This window comes from Lysinibacillus sp. NPDC096418 (genome assembly GCF_044762775.1).
Lineage (GTDB): Bacteria > Bacillota > Bacilli > Bacillales_A > Planococcaceae > Lysinibacillus.
This window is the reverse complement of record NZ_JBIWEY010000020.1, coordinates 21,229-36,962: the sequence shown is the minus strand read 5'-3', so window position 1 is coordinate 36,962 and position 15,734 is coordinate 21,229. Positions and strand designations below refer to the sequence as shown.

The following is a 15,734-nucleotide window of genomic DNA, read 5'->3' as shown; positions in this document are numbered from 1 at the left end:
CAAAATTCCTGACACAGGATAATTAACGAACAATAACGCGCAACTAACTACCGATTATTCGTATTCGAGAGGTGGAAATGCGATGTTTCCATCAGCCAGATACACTTTCAATTAAATAAAAAACGAACATTATATTCAAAAGTCATCTCACCGAATTGCTAAAAAAGGTGACTGAATGGGTTAAATCGAAAGAACACAAATGAGTTTTTCATTTGTGTTCTTTTTACTATTTTTATCTAAACTACTCCACAGATTAAGAAAAATTTTTCAGGAATTTATTATTAAGGTTAAATAGGTATTTTATGTTATATAATCAATCTATATTATTTTCATTTTATTGACATTTTTGTTTTTTCTCTTTAGTAAACATATATTTTATATCTTTTCTACTAACAATAAGAAATTTTCAAAACAATTATTTCCATTCTGTTAATGTATAAGAGCTTTCCGCAGGCATATCGTAACCCTCGCTATGCGTGGTTTGTTGCGTCTTACTTCTCATGCTATTCCTGCTAGAGTCTCGCGCTGCTGCCGCTTCGCTTTCGTACGGAAAAACATTCGCCGCCGCTACAAGCACTACCTAGCTGTGTGAAAATATTAGTAACTAATTTTGCTCATTTAAAGTTTTCTATAAAAAATAGTGTTTTGATGGTAAAAAAACGGACAATTGTTAAAAAAGTGAAAGGAGAAGACTAATATGCTTATGTTTAATATGAGTTCTAAAAATAAAACGACTAATCGTTGGAAAGCATTATTTTGGATAGCTCTTGCAGAACTATTTGCCTTAAGTTTATGGTTTAGTGCTTCTGCGGTCCTTCCTCAATTAAAACTAGAGTGGGGGATGAATTCTGTAGAAGGTTCTTGGTTGACAACCTCCGTTCAGATAGGTTTTATTTTCGGCGCAATCATTTCCTTTTTGTTAGGGCTTGCAGATCGTTTTAATCCTAGAAAATTTGTTGTGATTTCATGCATAATTGGGGCTGTTGTAAATGCTTTATTTACTCTAAGTTCTACCATAGGAATAGCCTTATTCTTACGTTTTTTAACAGGCGTAACAATGGCAGGTATTTATCCGACTGCAGTGAAATTAGTATCAATTTGGTTTCAAAATAGACGTGGGTTTAGTGTAGGAGTGTTAATCGGCGCTCTGACATTAGGTTCCTCATCGCCACATTTGTTGTTGTTGTTTACATCTAATGTTAGTTGGAAGATGGTAATCCTTATTAGTTCATTACTAGCTTTAATAGCAGCAGTAATTATGCAATTTATACTTCCAGATGCACCGATGTTAACTAAAAAGAAACCTAATTTGTCTTTTGACTCTATCAACCTAGTACTCAAAAACAAACCCGTAATGTTAGCTAACTGCGGGTATTTTGGTCATATGTGGGAATTATATGCGATGTGGACTTGGATTCCGTTGTTTTTAGCAGAAAGCTTTAAAATAGCTTTACAAGGCACAAATTTTCAAGAGATAAGTACTTTGTTGTCATTTGTAACAATAGGAATTTCAGGTGCTATTGGTTCTATATTTGGAGGACTGTTTGCAGATAAAATAGGAAAAGAGAGACTTGCTATGTTAGCTATGATTGTTAGTGCGGTTTCTTCAATATGTATTGGATTTACATTTGGACATTCAATTTGGATCACAATAATTATTGCAGTAATTTGGGGAATATCTGTAATAGCTGATTCTGCACAGTTTTCTGCAATGGTTACTGATTATGCAAAGCCTGAGTATGTAGGAACTGCACTAACATTCCAAATGGCTGTAGGTTTTTTAATAACAGTGATTTCAATATATTTAATTCCAGTTGTAGAGAACATAATAGGGTGGAAATGGGTGTTCTCGATTCTTGCCATCGGACCTATTATAGGAATTTTAGGTATGGTATTATTGATTCGCACCCCAAAGCAGCTGTCATAAATAATGAAGTTATTTTGAGTGCAAAAAACGCTTGTTATGTAATTATTTACAAGACGCATTTAAGCCCTTTAAATCGAACTTTGATTACTAGTTGTAAAACATGGTAATGATTATGTAGTGCATGTTACACATTTTTCAAATAGAAGGCTGAAGGCAACTCCAAACCTCGTATTTGACTAATATCTTTTAGACCTTATAAAAGGGCTTATATGAGATAGATAAGAAAGATTCCAAGATGAATTTAATAACTCTTATTAGAATTCCGATTTTTTAAAATCTATTTTGATTATATAAATCAAGCTAGTTGCCCTTAAAAGAACAATAAACGACGTTGCTGAACACTTAAATATGATGGTACATATTCAATAGAAAAATGAAACGCCAGGATCATTGGAAAATCAATGATCCTGGCGTTTTAGTAACCAATCGGATTGAAACTGTTTTTTTACAAGACAGTATGGGAGAGTGGGGATTTTTTACAATAATATTTAATAAAAAAGATTGGTCCGATTACCATTTGGAATACCGTTTTCGATACACTGTGATGAGGATTAGGCTTATTGAAGACTCTACACGACGGTCCATTATGCTAATTCACAAATGTATGACAAAACGAGCGAAGCGTATTAAACAATCGAAAGTATACTACAGGAAATTTCAAAGGTTGGTTATATATTACTGTTAATGACCTCAGTACATAGAAGTGGGATTAACTTTGTATTTTGTTGCTGATGTTTCCTCAAAGACGGTTGCTATTCAACTTACGGAACAGCTTAGTTTAACAAGAAGGAGAACCATCTTTAGTTATTGAATACATATAATATGGACAATTATGGGAGGGGAATAAATGATTTTTGAAATAACTATTCAAGTTCGTGTTACTGATTTTAAAGAAGGACGCAACTGGTATGAAACACTATTAAACAAAAAACCTGATTACGTACCGCATGATGGTTTTGTAGAATGGGAAGTCATCCCTGGTTGCTGGTTGCAAGTTGCTGAAGGAATACCATCAGAAGCAAGTGGACCTTTACGTTTAGGCGTTACTAATTTAATAACCGAAAGAGATAGACTTGTAGAAAAATTAGGAATTGACGAATTTGAGATATATACCCGTGAAGAAGTTTCTGCGAAATGGGGGACTTTCACTGACCCTTGGGGAAATCAACTTGGTCTCTTCGAATACTTGGATAAGCTAGAAGAAAATAATCGTATTAAAACAGTTTTGGGAGTTTGAAGGTTTTAGTAAGTTGCAGTTCCCACCGTTACAATCGCAATTAAATTCCCCTAATCATATTGTGGATTGTTTCAGTTTCGAAACAAGGCTGAGCAAATCCTTTGGAGTACGTTAAACTAAGGTCATATGTGTCTTAAACGGGCACTTTTGCAATGATTTTCTTTTTACCTTGAGCATGTCTAGGCATTTCTAAAGCTTTTTGCATAAAAAGGGAATTAAAGTGATATATAGTTTGAGACGATTGTTTGCAAAAATCCTACCACAAGTAAATTAACGAACGATTTATAAAAAAACACTAAGATTATACGTATTAAAACAACGAAAGTGCGATGCTTCCATCGACTGGACACGTTGAAAACCAAATTAAACACGAACATTATATTCGGAAGTTCCAAACGTTTATTATAGATGCCTTTTTCTCAAACATTCTTACACTTTTAATCGAAAAAGGAGTCGCGCCATTATCTTGAACTCATTATGTAAGCAGCAGGTTAGTACAATAAAAGGGCGAAATTAACCGTGAAGATTTTTTAGGGAGGTAAGTATGGAACAAGTTAATTTTTTTGAAAATAGTCTTTTTAAAGAAAAGGTAGAGAAAACTTTCTTAGTACAAAAAAAGTTAATTCATGAACATATGCCAGAAGCTGATGTCCAACACGTTGGAAGTACAGCTGTCCCTCATAGCCTTACAAAAGGTGATTTAGATATACAAGTTCGCGTTACTCCCGAACTATTCTTAAAAGCAGTACAGACACTTTCAAAATTATATGACCTTAATGAAGGCAGTGTAAAAACCGACAGTTTTAGAGCTTTTAAAGATGATTCAACAATACCTCCTCTAGGAGTTCAATTAACTATTATAGATTCAGAATATGATTTTTTTTGGAAATTTCGCGATGTATTAATACTAAATGATATTTTTAGGGTGGAATATGATGAACTGAAAATAGAATTTGAAGGGAAAGAAATGGATGAATATAGAGTAGCCAAAAATGAATTTTTCCAAAAAATAATGGCTACTCCTGAATTTAATGAACTGTGAGTATATGCTGTTCTTTTAATTAAGCTCTTTTAGTATATATTGTTGCTCTAATACTCATCAGTGATATTAAAAAAGGAATCTTTGCCATAAAGGTATTTCGATATTCGTTGAGTTTAAGACCAGTATAATATGGAACAATTTGTCTAGTTAAACGTCTAAATGCTAAAGAAATGGGAATTTAAAGGAAGGTTTTTGAATGATAGGTTTCCTTAATATTGTTAGCCTCATGCAAAATAAAGAAGGATGGCTTTAAGATTTGGCGAACTCATTCTATCTATGTAATCATTTGTTTCATATTTTTACTTGTTTGGTGGGTTATGTTTCTAATCAAAAAAAGAAGTTCCTTATCAGGATAACGGGTGCAATTATACAATAAGTTTAGATGCTCTGTTAGAGCGAAGACGGGGGAAAAGATGAAGAATAAAAGGGGTATTTTAAAGTGGATTACGTTTATTGGCATAGGTATGATACTTCTAGCGATTGTAGGATTAATTAAATGGGACTCGGCTGAAAGAACCAAGGAAGTTCAACAAATAGAGTTAGAATTAGGTTTTAAAGTTAAAGTAGTAGATAGACAATCACATGGTACATTGAGGGTAGCAACGAGAACATATCTAGTGAAACCATTAGATGGTGAGAAAAGTGATATAGAATACCTATTATATTTGAATGAAAAAGACAAGATCGAACATTGGGCTATGGTTAAAAACGGAAAGACAATCAGACCATCTAGTGTAGAAGACGAATAGCTAAACAAAGTCTGTTTGAAGGTCATGCCTTGAACCCAAAAATATTTCATTTCATTGGAGATTCGATTTGCCCTCGGGTGATATTCGTTCACATCGGTTGTTTTGACAATATTTCAGCGTGATAGGCAATCTAACCTTCCAATGTTGGTTCAATTCCATAATTGTTGAAACCTTCAGGAGTTGAAACGTCCTTCCAAACCTTCGCGTTATTGACCTTAGTTACTTCTGAATTTGCTTCTTCAACTTTAGTTTCTTCCTTCGTACATTCCGTTAATAAAACACTTGCCGCTAATCCTGTATATGCTATTTTCATTAACTTCATAATTCGGCTCCTCCTTCAGTTGAATAAGCTCATTCCATACACCATCTATATTTTATCTAAAATTCTAATTTATCCCCCTAAAAACTACCTAGTTAGCTTAATAACAAAATATGAGAAAATAGTTTTTTTTTGAAACTAACAGTGTAGGTTAGTGCAAAAAATGTTACTGTAGGTAGATTTTATGGATTCTAATTAAAAATATCTTATTGATATTCGTTTCAGTGGTGGAGATATTCAATTCAACGTTTCGAATGACACACAGTTATTTAGTTTTCAATCAGGTATAGGTTCTGTAGCAATCCCACATTTTTCTCAACTCTTTCCGCTCTATATAATAAGCGAGAAATAAGTGAGTCAAAATTGGATAGTCAAGGAAACTCGGATTACTATATATTTTCCAGTGTTGGTACAAACCTTTTTATTGAATAGTTAAATATCAATTTAAGCTGAAAGAGTATATCGAAGCTATTTATACAGAATTTCTAAAATATATGCAACGCACTCGATAATCCAAAAATAGATTTTCTAAACTTGTAATGGAATTTTTGCCTATAATTGGAACTTATGCTCATTTCGAACGTTATAAAAGTAAGGGAGGGGGGAAGGGGACACCAATCTCGTGACGGTTGGTGGAGAAACGTATCGCGTGTATCGTTATGAAGGGGCCTTGAATGATATTGAAAACGGTGTAGTACTTCTGTGTTGGCCACAGGAAGCATCAATGGAGCCAAAGAATATGCGCTGTTTTTTGAGTACAGATTCTAAGCTAACAACGGAACAAATTCTTACGTATTATAGCCACCGTTGCCGATTAAAACATATTATAAGCAAGTCATGGGTCGTCTCGGTTTCAGCGGAGAACAAATCTACAGTGCACAAGCGATCAAAAATGAGGTTCAAGTGCATAAGGTAATAGTCATTGCTTTTTGATGGTAATTTTTATATGTAAAAATACTCATTTACAGTAAATATAAATTTTTAACGAAATCAATATTCCTTTAACTATCATTATAAGGTATTTCTGGAAAAATAATAATCTGGTTACAGTACAATGTCCAATAATATAGCACATTAAAAAAGATACATTGAAAAAAGAGAAAATATATGAAATTTATTATATAAGAAGTCCGTCTATTAGGTGGATACTTTTTTATGCTTTTAGTTGGCGCAAGAACACCTAATGAATAAAATGAAAGCTTTGAACAATATTTAAGGATTTTGTAAGGAAATATATTAAACAAAAGTAATTTTAGTGAAGGGCAAAATTACTCTCTGGAGAAATAGATGTAAATGCACACTATCGATAGACCGTGCTTTTCTGACGAGGATTCGGGTGGTATACATAGTATCGTAAATTTGAATATATAGGAGGTGAATCCATTTGCGCAAAACGCTAGGGAAGAGTCGAGCATCGAGTGTCAAGGCGAAGCATCATTCAAGTTTAACATTTCGTATGAATGTCCTTTTCTTTACTATATTTATCATATTTTCAGTGTTAATTTTTAGACTTGGTTATATGCAAATTGTAAAAGGTGAAGATTATGTGCAAAATTTAGAACCAAAGGAAGTGTCAGTGAACACAAGTGTGCCAAGGGGACGCATGTATGACCGTTATGGACGTATACTAGTTGACAATCAACCAGAAAATGCGATTACGTATACAAAAATGCAAACGACTAAAACAGATGAAATGTTAAAAATCGCAGTGAAATTAGCTGCATTAATCGAACAACCTACAAATCGTGTGACACAGCGTGATAAACAAGACTTTTGGATTTTGAAAAATCATGATGCTGCTTATGAAAAGGTAACGGAAAAAGAAAAGAAAAAAATTGAAACAAATGAAGATATTACGCAAAGTCAAGCGGACGCAGCGATATATAAACTTGTCCGTGAACGTATTACAGACGAGGAGTTAGCACAACTAACGGAAGCAGATTTAGAAGTGCTAGCCATTTATCGTGAAATGGCGTCTGGCTACAATTTATCACCGCAGATTATTAAAAGTGAAAATGTAACGGATGACGAATTTGCACGCGTATCTGAACGTTTAACAGAATTACCGGGTGTAAATACGACTACGGATTGGAAGCGTGTGAAACTGTCCCCACTATCAGTTTTAGGGCGTACCACAACTCCTGCTAAAGGGATACCAAATGATAAGCTTGATTATTATCTAGCACGTGATTACTCGCGTAATGACCGAGTAGGCGAAAGTTATATTGAAGCGCAATACGAAGAGCTATTGCAAGGTCAAAAGTCAGTCGTTAAAAATATTACCAATAAAAAAGGGCAAGTTATCGATACAATTACAACGTATGAGGGTGAGCCAGGTAAGGATTTAGTGCTAACGTTTGATAGTGAATTACTTGCAGAAACAGAGAAGATTGTTGAAGAAGAGTTACTCGCTTTAAAATCATTAGGTGGCTCGTATTTATTAGACCGCGCATTTTTAGTAATGATGGATCCAAATACTGGAGATGTTTTGTCGATGGTAGGTAAGAAAATTGAGAAGGATCCTGATACAGGGAAAAATGTGATATTAGATTATGCTTATGGCACATTTACAACAGCTTATGAGGCTGGTTCGGTTGTTAAAGCAGCAACCGTATTAACGGGTTATAACCAAGGTGTTATTAAAATGAATACAACTTTGGGAGATCAACCAATTAAATTAATGAGTACGGAACCGAAGAAATCGATTTTCAACGAAACGGGCTATATTTCAATGAATGATTTAATGGCGCTTGAACGCTCTTCCAACTCTTATATGTTTCAAATTGCGTTGCTCCTAAATGGCACGCCATATAGTTATAATATGCCATTGCGCTTGAACGATAATACTTTCCCAACAATGCGTAATAATTATGCACAATTTGGCTTAGGTGTCAAAACAGCTATTGATTTACCAAACGAGGTAAGTGGAGTAATGGGTCGATCAGATCCAACAATGGGTGGTAAAACACTCGATTTAGCGATTGGGCAGTATGATACTTATACAACGTTACAATTAGCGCAATACATTTCGACAGTCGCAAATGGTGGCTATCGAATTCAACCACATGTAGTGAAGGAAGTACGTGAGCCATCAAAAGATGGACAACAACTTGGCCCATTGGCAATAGTTATTGAACCAACTATTTTAAACCGAATCGATAATCCGACAGAAGAAATTGATCATGTAAAAAAAGGTCTTCGTCGTGTATATATTGGTTCGCTAGGTTCTGCTCGTAAACAATTTGCTAATACACCGTACACAGCAGCAGGGAAAACCGGAACAGCTGAGGTAGTTTATTATGGACCATTAGAAGATAAATGGAGAACGAACACATTAAACTTAACACATGTTGGCTTTGCACCATACGAAAATCCTGAAATTGCCTATGCTGTTGTTATTCCTTGGGCAACAACAAACTTTGTGACACCTTTACCTCATGCGAATAACATTGCTAGACGTTCACTTGATAAGTATTTTGAGCTAAAGGCTAAATATGAATCGACTAAAGTTTCTGAAAGTAATGTGGAACAACCAATTCTTCCAGCAATCACCGAAGAAAAAATTGGTGAGGATGAACAAGAATAAGGGAGGAACGTTGGGTTACTATAGCCCAACGTAGTCCCGTTAGATTTATGCGGATATACAACGATAAGGACAAACACACCCAAACCCGCTTTTGGTGCATTTTTACTTCAACTTACGTGGCAGAATAATGAAAAATCAGTTAATATTAAAAATAAACATTTTTGTAAAAAAAGGGGATAAATTTATGTTTTCTAATGAAGAAAGAGAATCTATTTATAAAGTTATTTATAATAGGAGAGATATTCGAAGTTTTTTATCAACTCCTATTCCTGATAACATTATACATAGAATATTAAATGCAGCTCATCATGCACCTTCAGTAGGATTTATGCAACCTTGGAACTTTATTTTGATTTCCACTGACGAAATTAAAGAAAAATTGGCTTGGGCAGCAGAAAAAGAAAGCCGAGCATTAGCTATTCATTATGATGAAGGAAAAAAAATGAAATTCCTTGATTTGAAAATTGAGGGTTTAAAAGAAGCTCCTATAACCATTTGTGTTACATGTGACCCTACAAGAGGAGGTTCACATGTATTAGGACGAAATTCAATTCCTGAAACAGATATTTTATCAACAGCCTGTGCCATTCAAAATATGTGGTTAGCAGCTTGTGCTGAAGGACTTGCGATGGGGTGGGTAAGTTTTTATAAAAAGAATGATATTAGAGACATTTTAGAGATACCACCACACATCGATCCCATTGCTCTTATCTCAATCGGTTATACTGAAAATTACCCGGAAAAGCCCATTTTAGAGTTAGCTAATTGGGAAAAAAGACGTTCTTTAGAACATCTTATTTTCGAAAACAAATGGGGACAAAACTAAAGACTTATTAATCTATCAGGGTGCTCTTTTAATACGCCATCGATGCACTTGCATGAGAAGTTAAGTTACCTAAAAGAGGGACAACTAAGAAATATCATTTTCACCAAAGGATGGTATTTGCTATGGAATGACAAGGCAAGAATTTGACATGAAATACGCATGATGTATTAACCAAGAAATTTTTTAAATCTCTAATATAAAACAAATACATCAATGGCAGCATATAGTTGCATGTATAAAAACTCCCGATTTCGTGATAAACAATAATTCTTATCTGGACAGGAACTTCAGAAGTGCAAATCGAAAAGTGTACGTGGACATGAATCTACGGACATCCGAAAAATCATTAAATAAGGATTCTTTAGATTATGTTTGGATAAAACATGTTAAATTTTTTATATAAACCAAAAAGAAATAGTTGTTGATGGATAAGACCCATCTCAGTTGGAGAAAATATATGTGAACTTAAAAACATGTTCAAATTTCAAAGATTGGGAGGACTAAATATGTCATCTGAAATGGGAGATATACATCGTACTGGTCGAGACATTAACGACGATATAGTACATTTTGGTGGGCAAGCTGAGAGTGTTTTTAGTTCATTGGCTGAACAAGGTCGAGTGTCAATACAAAAGAAAGCAGACGAATTAGCTGCACAGTATCTTGAAAGTAATCCTAACCCAGACTATTATGATTGTGTAAAAATTGTAGCAGAGGGAGTTTTTAAAGCAGGGAACGAAATAAAGGGTAGCAGTGGTTCTTGGGGAGAATCAGTAGATGCAGCACTTGATGCAGGTGTTGGAACTCCAGCAGCAAAAATAGCTTGTAAAAGAATAACGATGCATTAATTTTTGAAAAAGCATAGGCGTAAAAAGCTTATGCTTTTTGATATTTATTGATTTCTTTTTTCCTCTCTTCAATAGTACTTTTTGTATATGGACATTCTTGTCCATATACAAAAAGTACAGATATTATGGGGAATTGACTAATTTAAGCCCTCGTCTACGCCAATTGATTTTAGTTTACATAATATATATACTTGGGTCACAACTTTCTAATTATCGGATGCTTCCCATAATTTATCGTTTAAAAGGGGATTATTCGTTTAAATAATGCTAATTATCGTTTAATGTAGATTTGACCAATATTCATAAAAATTATTCATAAGTGGGACAAATGTAGATGGTTGTTACTATATCTTGACGAAGGTTAAAAAGTTGATATGGAGTATTTCTCCTTATCAACTTTTTTTATTGTATATTAGGCCTGTTCATACTTAGGTACGATTAGCCTTTAGGTTACGAATTTTAAAATAGCAATATAAAACTTAAAGAGATCTTCAATTTGATTTTTATAAAGTTAGAAATGATAATCGTCTTCACAAATAATTACATCTTTCGGTTAATAAGGTTCGATATGAATAAAGGTAACTGCATTATTATTTTGCTTTTGTACTGCTGATTCAATAGATTCTGTAATGTCGTGTGATTGTCATACATTTAAATTTGGATTTACGGTAATCGTTACATCAATTAGTAACAGACTCTCGTGCTTTCGGCCACGGATTTTCTCGAATTTTGCGCACTCGGGATATTTGTGTAACAAACGTAATTATCTTCTATTTTCTATTGTGTTGCGATGATTTTAAGCTATTTGGATGGATAACGAGGGGCGATTGTTCAATTACAGAGTTCGCTACTTCAACTAACGAAAGTTTAGTTGAAGTAGAAGGAGTGGAATTTTAAAAATCCATCACTATATTGATTGAATATCTGAAAGAAAATGTTCAGTAGATGAGGAGTGAACTAAGTATGTATATGAGGAAAGCAAATATTAAAAGGGTCACCAGGCTGGTAGCGACCCTTTGCTTAAAACAGGGGTATGGAAGGCTGATAGATTAATATGGCGCTACTAGTATGATAGTTTGCAGAAGGGGTTATGGAGATGATTATTGGTCGTCAATAATGAAGGGAACCTTCTTTTATTTTCTGACACTAAAAAAGCTGTAACGATTAATACGACATGAAAGTTGCGCCGACAATAATTAGAAGAATAAATAGAACAACGATTAAAACGAATGTTGAGCTATTATTCTTACCATAGCTTGTGCAACAATTGTTAAAATTGCCTGAATATCCGTAGTATCCCATATAAACCTCTCCTTTCTTTAATTTATTGTATGTATTGCCGTTGACATGAGTAGGGGATTCATCCAATCAATTGTTTTTATCTGAAAAAATGAATGAAACCGGTTACGTATTTTGAGGAATTAAACAAAACAAGAGTCACTCGGTGGAAAGTGACCCTCGGTGTCGAAAAAAAGGGAGGTGCAAGGCTAAGTTAACTTAATCTTACAATTACTATCGTGTGTTAATACGATTTATGCATGAAGCTAGCGCCAACAATAATTAGTAAAATGAATAGGACAACGATTAGAGCGAATGATGAATTATTACGTTTGCCATAGTCCGAACCATAACTTTCATTTCCCACAATAAATCCCTCCTTTCTATAATTCATAATATGTAAAGCTATAGAAAGGAAAGATGGTATTCATCTAATCAATCTTTCTTTTTGAAAAAAATAATATCATGTAAATAGTTTGAGAAGGATAGGGCTTTGTGTGGAGCTGCATGAAATTCAGTTGAAATAGCGATTTATTATTTTAACTAAGGAAGGCGATTGTTCAATTGGAGAGTCCGCTTCTTGAGCTAACGGAGGTTTACGTAAATAATTAGGTTTAGAAGGTTACTTTAAATAGATATACCAAAGTGGACTTTTAAAAATCCTTCACTATTTTGATTGAATATCTGAAAGAAAATGTTCAGTAGATGAGGAGTGAACTAAGTACGTATATGAGGAAAGAAAATATTAAAAGGGTCACCAGGCTGGGAGCGACCCTTTGCTTAAAACAGGGGGTATGGAAGGCTGATAGATTAATATGGCGCTACTAGTATGATAGTTTGCAGAAGGGGTTATGGAGATGATTGATGGTCGTCAATAATGAAGGGTACCTTCTTTTATTTTTGACACTAAAAAAGCTGTAACGATTAATACGACATGAAAGTTGCGCCGACAATAATTAGAAGAATAAATAGAACAACGATTAAAACGAATGTTGAGCCATTATTCTTACCGTAGCTTGTGCAACAATTATTAAAATTGCCTGAATATCCGTAGTATCCCATATAAACCTCTCCTTTCTTTAATTTATTGTATGCATTGCTGTTGACATAAGTAGGGGGATTCATCCAATCAATTGTTCTTTTTCTAAAAAAATGAATGAATCGGGTTACGAATTTTGAAGAATTAAAGAAAACAAGAGTCACTCGGTGGAAAGTGACCCTAGGTGTCGAAAAAAAGGGAGGTGTAAGGCTAAGTTACCTTAACCTCACAATTACTTTCATGTGTTAATACGATTTATGCATGAAACTAGCGCCGACAATAATTAGTAGAATGAATAATCCTTGAAATCGAGATACAAAAAGACATATGACATATAAGGGGATAAATAGGGAATTTGTCATTACAAATTTGCTTATGTTAAGGGAGTTTTTGTTTTGTTAGCTTGATATTCATATCTTCGCTTGTTATACCTGATAACACCGCTCACTGTGGCTTCCTTTCCACTTAGCTATGTTCACGATGGAATGTTTTCTTGAAGATTATAGAGCTGATTAAATAGCTTTTTTCTTGTTTAACCGGGAGGATAAGTAAAAACCTCGTTTTCTACTTAGATATACAGCAAGACATTAATTTTATGTACTTTGAATACATTAAGTATCGTTAATACAATAAGAGGAGGAATATCTAATTCCTACATTTGTAACGCAATCATTAGAAGAGATCCGATTTTGGTCACGGATAATGAAAGAACACGCTTTTTTTTAAGTCTTGGATTTACAGCTGATTAGACAGAACTTATTCAAGAAGCAAAGAATTTTATACCTATTTTTGAGCGGATTGAAGAACAAGCTAATAGTTATAATGAACAAACAGACCCTGAAGTAATTAGGCAGTTCAACATTCAAGTGTACCAAGCAACCTCATATATTTGGGCTTATAAGCGAAAGGTACTAGGATTAATTTTAAGTTGCAAAATAATTTCTAACAACATTCCGCTATTAGTTGACCATACGAGCCGTGAAGCATATTATTTTGCGAAGCGATTAAAAGAATTAAATGAAGGTATTCTGATTCCATTACCTGAAGCCATTATTCAAGAAAATGTATTTTTCCTAAAGATTATGGCAGACCATTCGAAATTCATTGGTCACCTGTTAGACCCCTCTGAAAGGAAATTAGTGGATCAGGCACGCGAGTTCAGTCATGATTTCGATCAACTTCTTTTCCAGGCACAAGATTTAGATCATATGCGTCCTCAATCAGAAACAACACCGCTCTTAGACCAATTTCTTGATCAAAATCGAGTATCTGTTGTGGCTTTACGTGATTTCAAGAAAACAGCAAGAGATTTAATTGAAGCTTGTAGAATAAAAAGTAATATCCCTGCACTTCTTGCTGACCACGTATACCGTGAAGCAGATCATTTTCTACACATTATTGATGCATTCGATGCCCATCTTACAGCACAAAAATCTTAACTGCTCCGTTCAACGAGGGGTCACGTATAGTGCAAAGCGGATAACCCAAACTTGCCTTATTAATGGGCGAATGAAAATAATAATAATTAGAAACCCTCTAAAGAAAATTTATAAAGAGGGTTTATTTTTTTTGTTGGTATAGAAGAAGACGAAAACAGCCTACATAAAAATAGGTACTTTTCAAAATAAGAAACATAATTAAAGTTAATTAATTGAAAAATCCAAGGTATTTCAACGCTATGAGAGCAATCGAGATGGGCAACGGTACATGGTACTGATTCTCGATTCTTCTTATGGTGTTTGTTTTATACTAATAGAGTAGAGGATGGTATATTTTTCATCAGTATTAGGTAGAGCTTTATTGTTTTTATTTAGTGATAGGGCTTATTACTAAACGTCTTGTTGATTTAGAAAAGAACTTTAGTAATTACAATTGCTAAAGTTTTAATTATTTTGCTTTAATCTAGAAGGAAAATATAAAACTTCAAATAATAAAAAAATTAGATAGTATATTTTTCTATCAACTTGTTCCCATGTTAATGAAACAAGCTCAGAACGTCTCAGACCTGTTGTTGCTAACAATTTAAACATTAGCTCATTCCGCATCGAAATACGTGATTGGTCGCGTTCTAAATAGCTAAATAGCTGTTGTAGATGCGTTAATGTCATATAGACAGGGAGTTTATCATCGGTTTTCGATGATTCAATCCCGTGCGTAAAATCATTAGCAAGGTAGTGTTATCTTAAACAATATTTGGGAAACGATTTTAAAAAAGAAATTTTTCGGTTCACCGAACGAGGTTTTTGTTTTAATGATCCTAATAGATATTGGATAAAGCGACGTAGTTGGATCTTGGTAATCTCATTTAAACAAGTTGAACAGCTACGGTCCATTAAAATGCTAAAAAGAGCTGTAAATCGTACTCATAACTTAAAACCGTATTGTCCGAGTAATTTTTTTCAATTTCAATATTCAAAACAAATTCATCAATAGCTGCACGTAGTTGCTTATATAAAACCTCCAGATAGCGTATTAAACAATAATTATTATCTGTACAAATAAAACCCATTATCGTAAAAAAGGAGAATTATCGTTCACATGAAAATTATAAGGAACTTCACAAGTATAACTCGAAAAGTACAGATATTATGGGGTGCTGACGTATCCAAGCCCTCCCTCACGCCAAATAATTTTAGTTTACATAATATATATTATAGGAAGTTATATATCATCTAAAAGTATACTTGAGATAGTGAGACGAAATTAATAAATGTACATTAAAGTCTAAACTTTCCTTCAATTTCAAAAAAGTTTAGACTTTGATGTCTTTAGTTATTCATTAATATTGTTAATCTTGTCGTACTCTAAAGACTCAATAGCAATAAGTTGAATATAATTTCGAAAAGATAATATTAAATTTATCAAAAATCAACTTTGCATAAT

General features: G+C 33.8%; 15 protein-coding genes and 1 pseudogene. 8 read left to right on the top strand and 8 right to left on the bottom strand.

Features of this window, described 5'->3' with window-relative positions; genetic code table 11:
* The first annotated feature begins 697 nt into the window (after positions 1-697).
* The 4 genes from ACIQZG_RS14935 to ACIQZG_RS14920 all read left to right on the top strand — a co-directional run bounded on the left by ACIQZG_RS14935 (position 698) and on the right by ACIQZG_RS14920 (position 4,955).
* Positions 698-1,927: an MFS transporter gene (locus ACIQZG_RS14935; RefSeq protein WP_402756259.1), complete on the top strand. Its 1,230-nt coding sequence runs from the start codon at positions 698-700 to the stop codon at positions 1,925-1,927.
* Positions 1,928-2,774: 847 nt separating this feature from the next.
* Positions 2,775-3,164: a VOC family protein gene (locus tag ACIQZG_RS14930; protein ID WP_402756257.1), complete on the top strand. Its 390-nt coding sequence runs from the start codon at positions 2,775-2,777 to the stop codon at positions 3,162-3,164.
* A gap of 544 nt (positions 3,165-3,708) precedes the next feature.
* Positions 3,709-4,206 (top strand): GrpB family protein, encoded by a 498-nt coding sequence (locus ACIQZG_RS14925; RefSeq protein WP_402756255.1) that lies wholly within the window; start codon positions 3,709-3,711, stop codon positions 4,204-4,206.
* Between the two features lie 413 nt (positions 4,207-4,619).
* On the top strand, positions 4,620-4,955 hold the full coding sequence (locus ACIQZG_RS14920; RefSeq protein ID WP_402756253.1) for a hypothetical protein: 336 nt from the start codon (positions 4,620-4,622) through the stop codon (positions 4,953-4,955).
* A 130-nt stretch (positions 4,956-5,085) separates the two neighbouring features.
* Here the strand turns inward: ACIQZG_RS14920 and ACIQZG_RS14915 are convergent, their stop codons facing one another.
* Positions 5,086-5,277: a hypothetical protein gene (locus ACIQZG_RS14915; protein WP_402756251.1), complete on the bottom strand. Its 192-nt coding sequence runs from the start codon at positions 5,275-5,277 to the stop codon at positions 5,086-5,088.
* Between the two features lie 1,381 nt (positions 5,278-6,658).
* Between ACIQZG_RS14915 and ACIQZG_RS14910 the strand changes: the two genes are divergently transcribed.
* The 3 genes from ACIQZG_RS14910 to ACIQZG_RS14900 all read left to right on the top strand — a co-directional run bounded on the left by ACIQZG_RS14910 (position 6,659) and on the right by ACIQZG_RS14900 (position 10,534).
* A complete protein-coding gene (locus tag ACIQZG_RS14910) occupies positions 6,659-8,860 on the top strand; it encodes a peptidoglycan D,D-transpeptidase FtsI family protein (protein WP_402756250.1) in 2,202 nt (733 codons plus the stop codon).
* A gap of 184 nt (positions 8,861-9,044) precedes the next feature.
* The gene (gene bluB / locus ACIQZG_RS14905; protein WP_402756328.1) at positions 9,045-9,686 is read left to right on the top strand and encodes a 5,6-dimethylbenzimidazole synthase; all 642 of its coding nucleotides are present in this window, start codon (positions 9,045-9,047) and stop codon (positions 9,684-9,686) included.
* A 506-nt stretch (positions 9,687-10,192) separates the two neighbouring features.
* Entirely contained in the window at positions 10,193-10,534 is a 342-nt protein-coding gene (locus tag ACIQZG_RS14900; protein ID WP_402756249.1) for a hypothetical protein, read from the top strand.
* Positions 10,535-11,087: 553 nt separating this feature from the next.
* On the opposite strand, the gene ACIQZG_RS24570 is transcribed toward ACIQZG_RS14900, so the two are convergent.
* The 5 genes from ACIQZG_RS24570 to ACIQZG_RS14880 all read right to left on the bottom strand — a co-directional run bounded on the left by ACIQZG_RS24570 (position 11,088) and on the right by ACIQZG_RS14880 (position 13,213).
* Entirely contained in the window at positions 11,088-11,165 is a 78-nt protein-coding gene (locus tag ACIQZG_RS24570; protein WP_483869788.1) for a hypothetical protein, read from the bottom strand.
* Between the two features lie 533 nt (positions 11,166-11,698).
* Positions 11,699-11,836 (bottom strand): YjcZ family sporulation protein, encoded by a 138-nt coding sequence (locus ACIQZG_RS14895; RefSeq protein ID WP_402756248.1) that lies wholly within the window; start codon positions 11,834-11,836, stop codon positions 11,699-11,701.
* A 220-nt stretch (positions 11,837-12,056) separates the two neighbouring features.
* Complete coding sequence (locus ACIQZG_RS14890) at positions 12,057-12,179, bottom strand: YjcZ family sporulation protein (RefSeq protein ID WP_402756246.1); 123 nt, start codon at positions 12,177-12,179, stop codon at positions 12,057-12,059.
* 557 nt (positions 12,180-12,736) lie between these two features.
* Positions 12,737-12,874, bottom strand: coding sequence for a YjcZ family sporulation protein (locus ACIQZG_RS14885; RefSeq protein ID WP_402756244.1), 138 nt, complete (start codon positions 12,872-12,874; stop codon positions 12,737-12,739).
* A 222-nt stretch (positions 12,875-13,096) separates the two neighbouring features.
* Positions 13,097-13,213 carry a YjcZ family sporulation protein gene (locus ACIQZG_RS14880; RefSeq protein ID WP_402756242.1) on the bottom strand — a complete coding sequence of 39 codons (117 nt, stop codon included), beginning with the start codon at positions 13,211-13,213 and terminating at the stop codon, positions 13,097-13,099.
* 286 nt (positions 13,214-13,499) lie between these two features.
* On the opposite strand from ACIQZG_RS14880, the pseudogene ACIQZG_RS14875 reads away from it, so the two are divergent.
* Positions 13,500-14,290: pseudogene (locus ACIQZG_RS14875) on the top strand (DUF2935 domain-containing protein).
* A gap of 444 nt (positions 14,291-14,734) precedes the next feature.
* Here the strand turns inward: ACIQZG_RS14875 and ACIQZG_RS14870 are convergent.
* Complete coding sequence (locus ACIQZG_RS14870) at positions 14,735-14,959, bottom strand: tyrosine-type recombinase/integrase (RefSeq protein ID WP_402756240.1); 225 nt, start codon at positions 14,957-14,959, stop codon at positions 14,735-14,737.
* Positions 14,960-15,183: 224 nt separating this feature from the next.
* Positions 15,184-15,360 carry a site-specific integrase gene (locus ACIQZG_RS14865; protein ID WP_402756238.1) on the bottom strand — a complete coding sequence of 59 codons (177 nt, stop codon included), beginning with the start codon at positions 15,358-15,360 and terminating at the stop codon, positions 15,184-15,186.
* Positions 15,361-15,734 lie beyond the last annotated feature (374 nt).

What these genes read in the sequence shown, in the direction of transcription:
- ACIQZG_RS14930 (WP_402756257.1), top strand. Translation starts at nt 2,775, where the DNA reads ATGATTTTTGAAATAACTATTCAAGTTCGTGTTACTGATTTTAAAGAA.
- ACIQZG_RS14895 (WP_402756248.1), bottom strand. Translation starts at nt 11,836, where the DNA reads ATGGGATACTACGGATATTCAGGCAATTTTAACAATTGTTGCACAAGC.
- ACIQZG_RS14915 (WP_402756251.1), bottom strand. Translation starts at nt 5,277, where the DNA reads ATGAAGTTAATGAAAATAGCATATACAGGATTAGCGGCAAGTGTTTTA.
- ACIQZG_RS14900 (WP_402756249.1), top strand. Translation starts at nt 10,193, where the DNA reads ATGTCATCTGAAATGGGAGATATACATCGTACTGGTCGAGACATTAAC.
- ACIQZG_RS14920 (WP_402756253.1), top strand. Translation starts at nt 4,620, where the DNA reads ATGAAGAATAAAAGGGGTATTTTAAAGTGGATTACGTTTATTGGCATA.
- ACIQZG_RS14870 (WP_402756240.1), bottom strand. Translation starts at nt 14,959, where the DNA reads ATGACATTAACGCATCTACAACAGCTATTTAGCTATTTAGAACGCGAC.
- ACIQZG_RS14865 (WP_402756238.1), bottom strand. Translation starts at nt 15,360, where the DNA reads ATGGGTTTTATTTGTACAGATAATAATTATTGTTTAATACGCTATCTG.
- bluB (WP_402756328.1), top strand. Translation starts at nt 9,045, where the DNA reads ATGTTTTCTAATGAAGAAAGAGAATCTATTTATAAAGTTATTTATAAT.
- ACIQZG_RS14925 (WP_402756255.1), top strand. Translation starts at nt 3,709, where the DNA reads ATGGAACAAGTTAATTTTTTTGAAAATAGTCTTTTTAAAGAAAAGGTA.
- ACIQZG_RS14935 (WP_402756259.1), top strand. Translation starts at nt 698, where the DNA reads ATGCTTATGTTTAATATGAGTTCTAAAAATAAAACGACTAATCGTTGG.
- ACIQZG_RS14880 (WP_402756242.1), bottom strand. Translation starts at nt 13,213, where the DNA reads ATGACAAATTCCCTATTTATCCCCTTATATGTCATATGTCTTTTTGTA.
- ACIQZG_RS14885 (WP_402756244.1), bottom strand. Translation starts at nt 12,874, where the DNA reads ATGGGATACTACGGATATTCAGGCAATTTTAATAATTGTTGCACAAGC.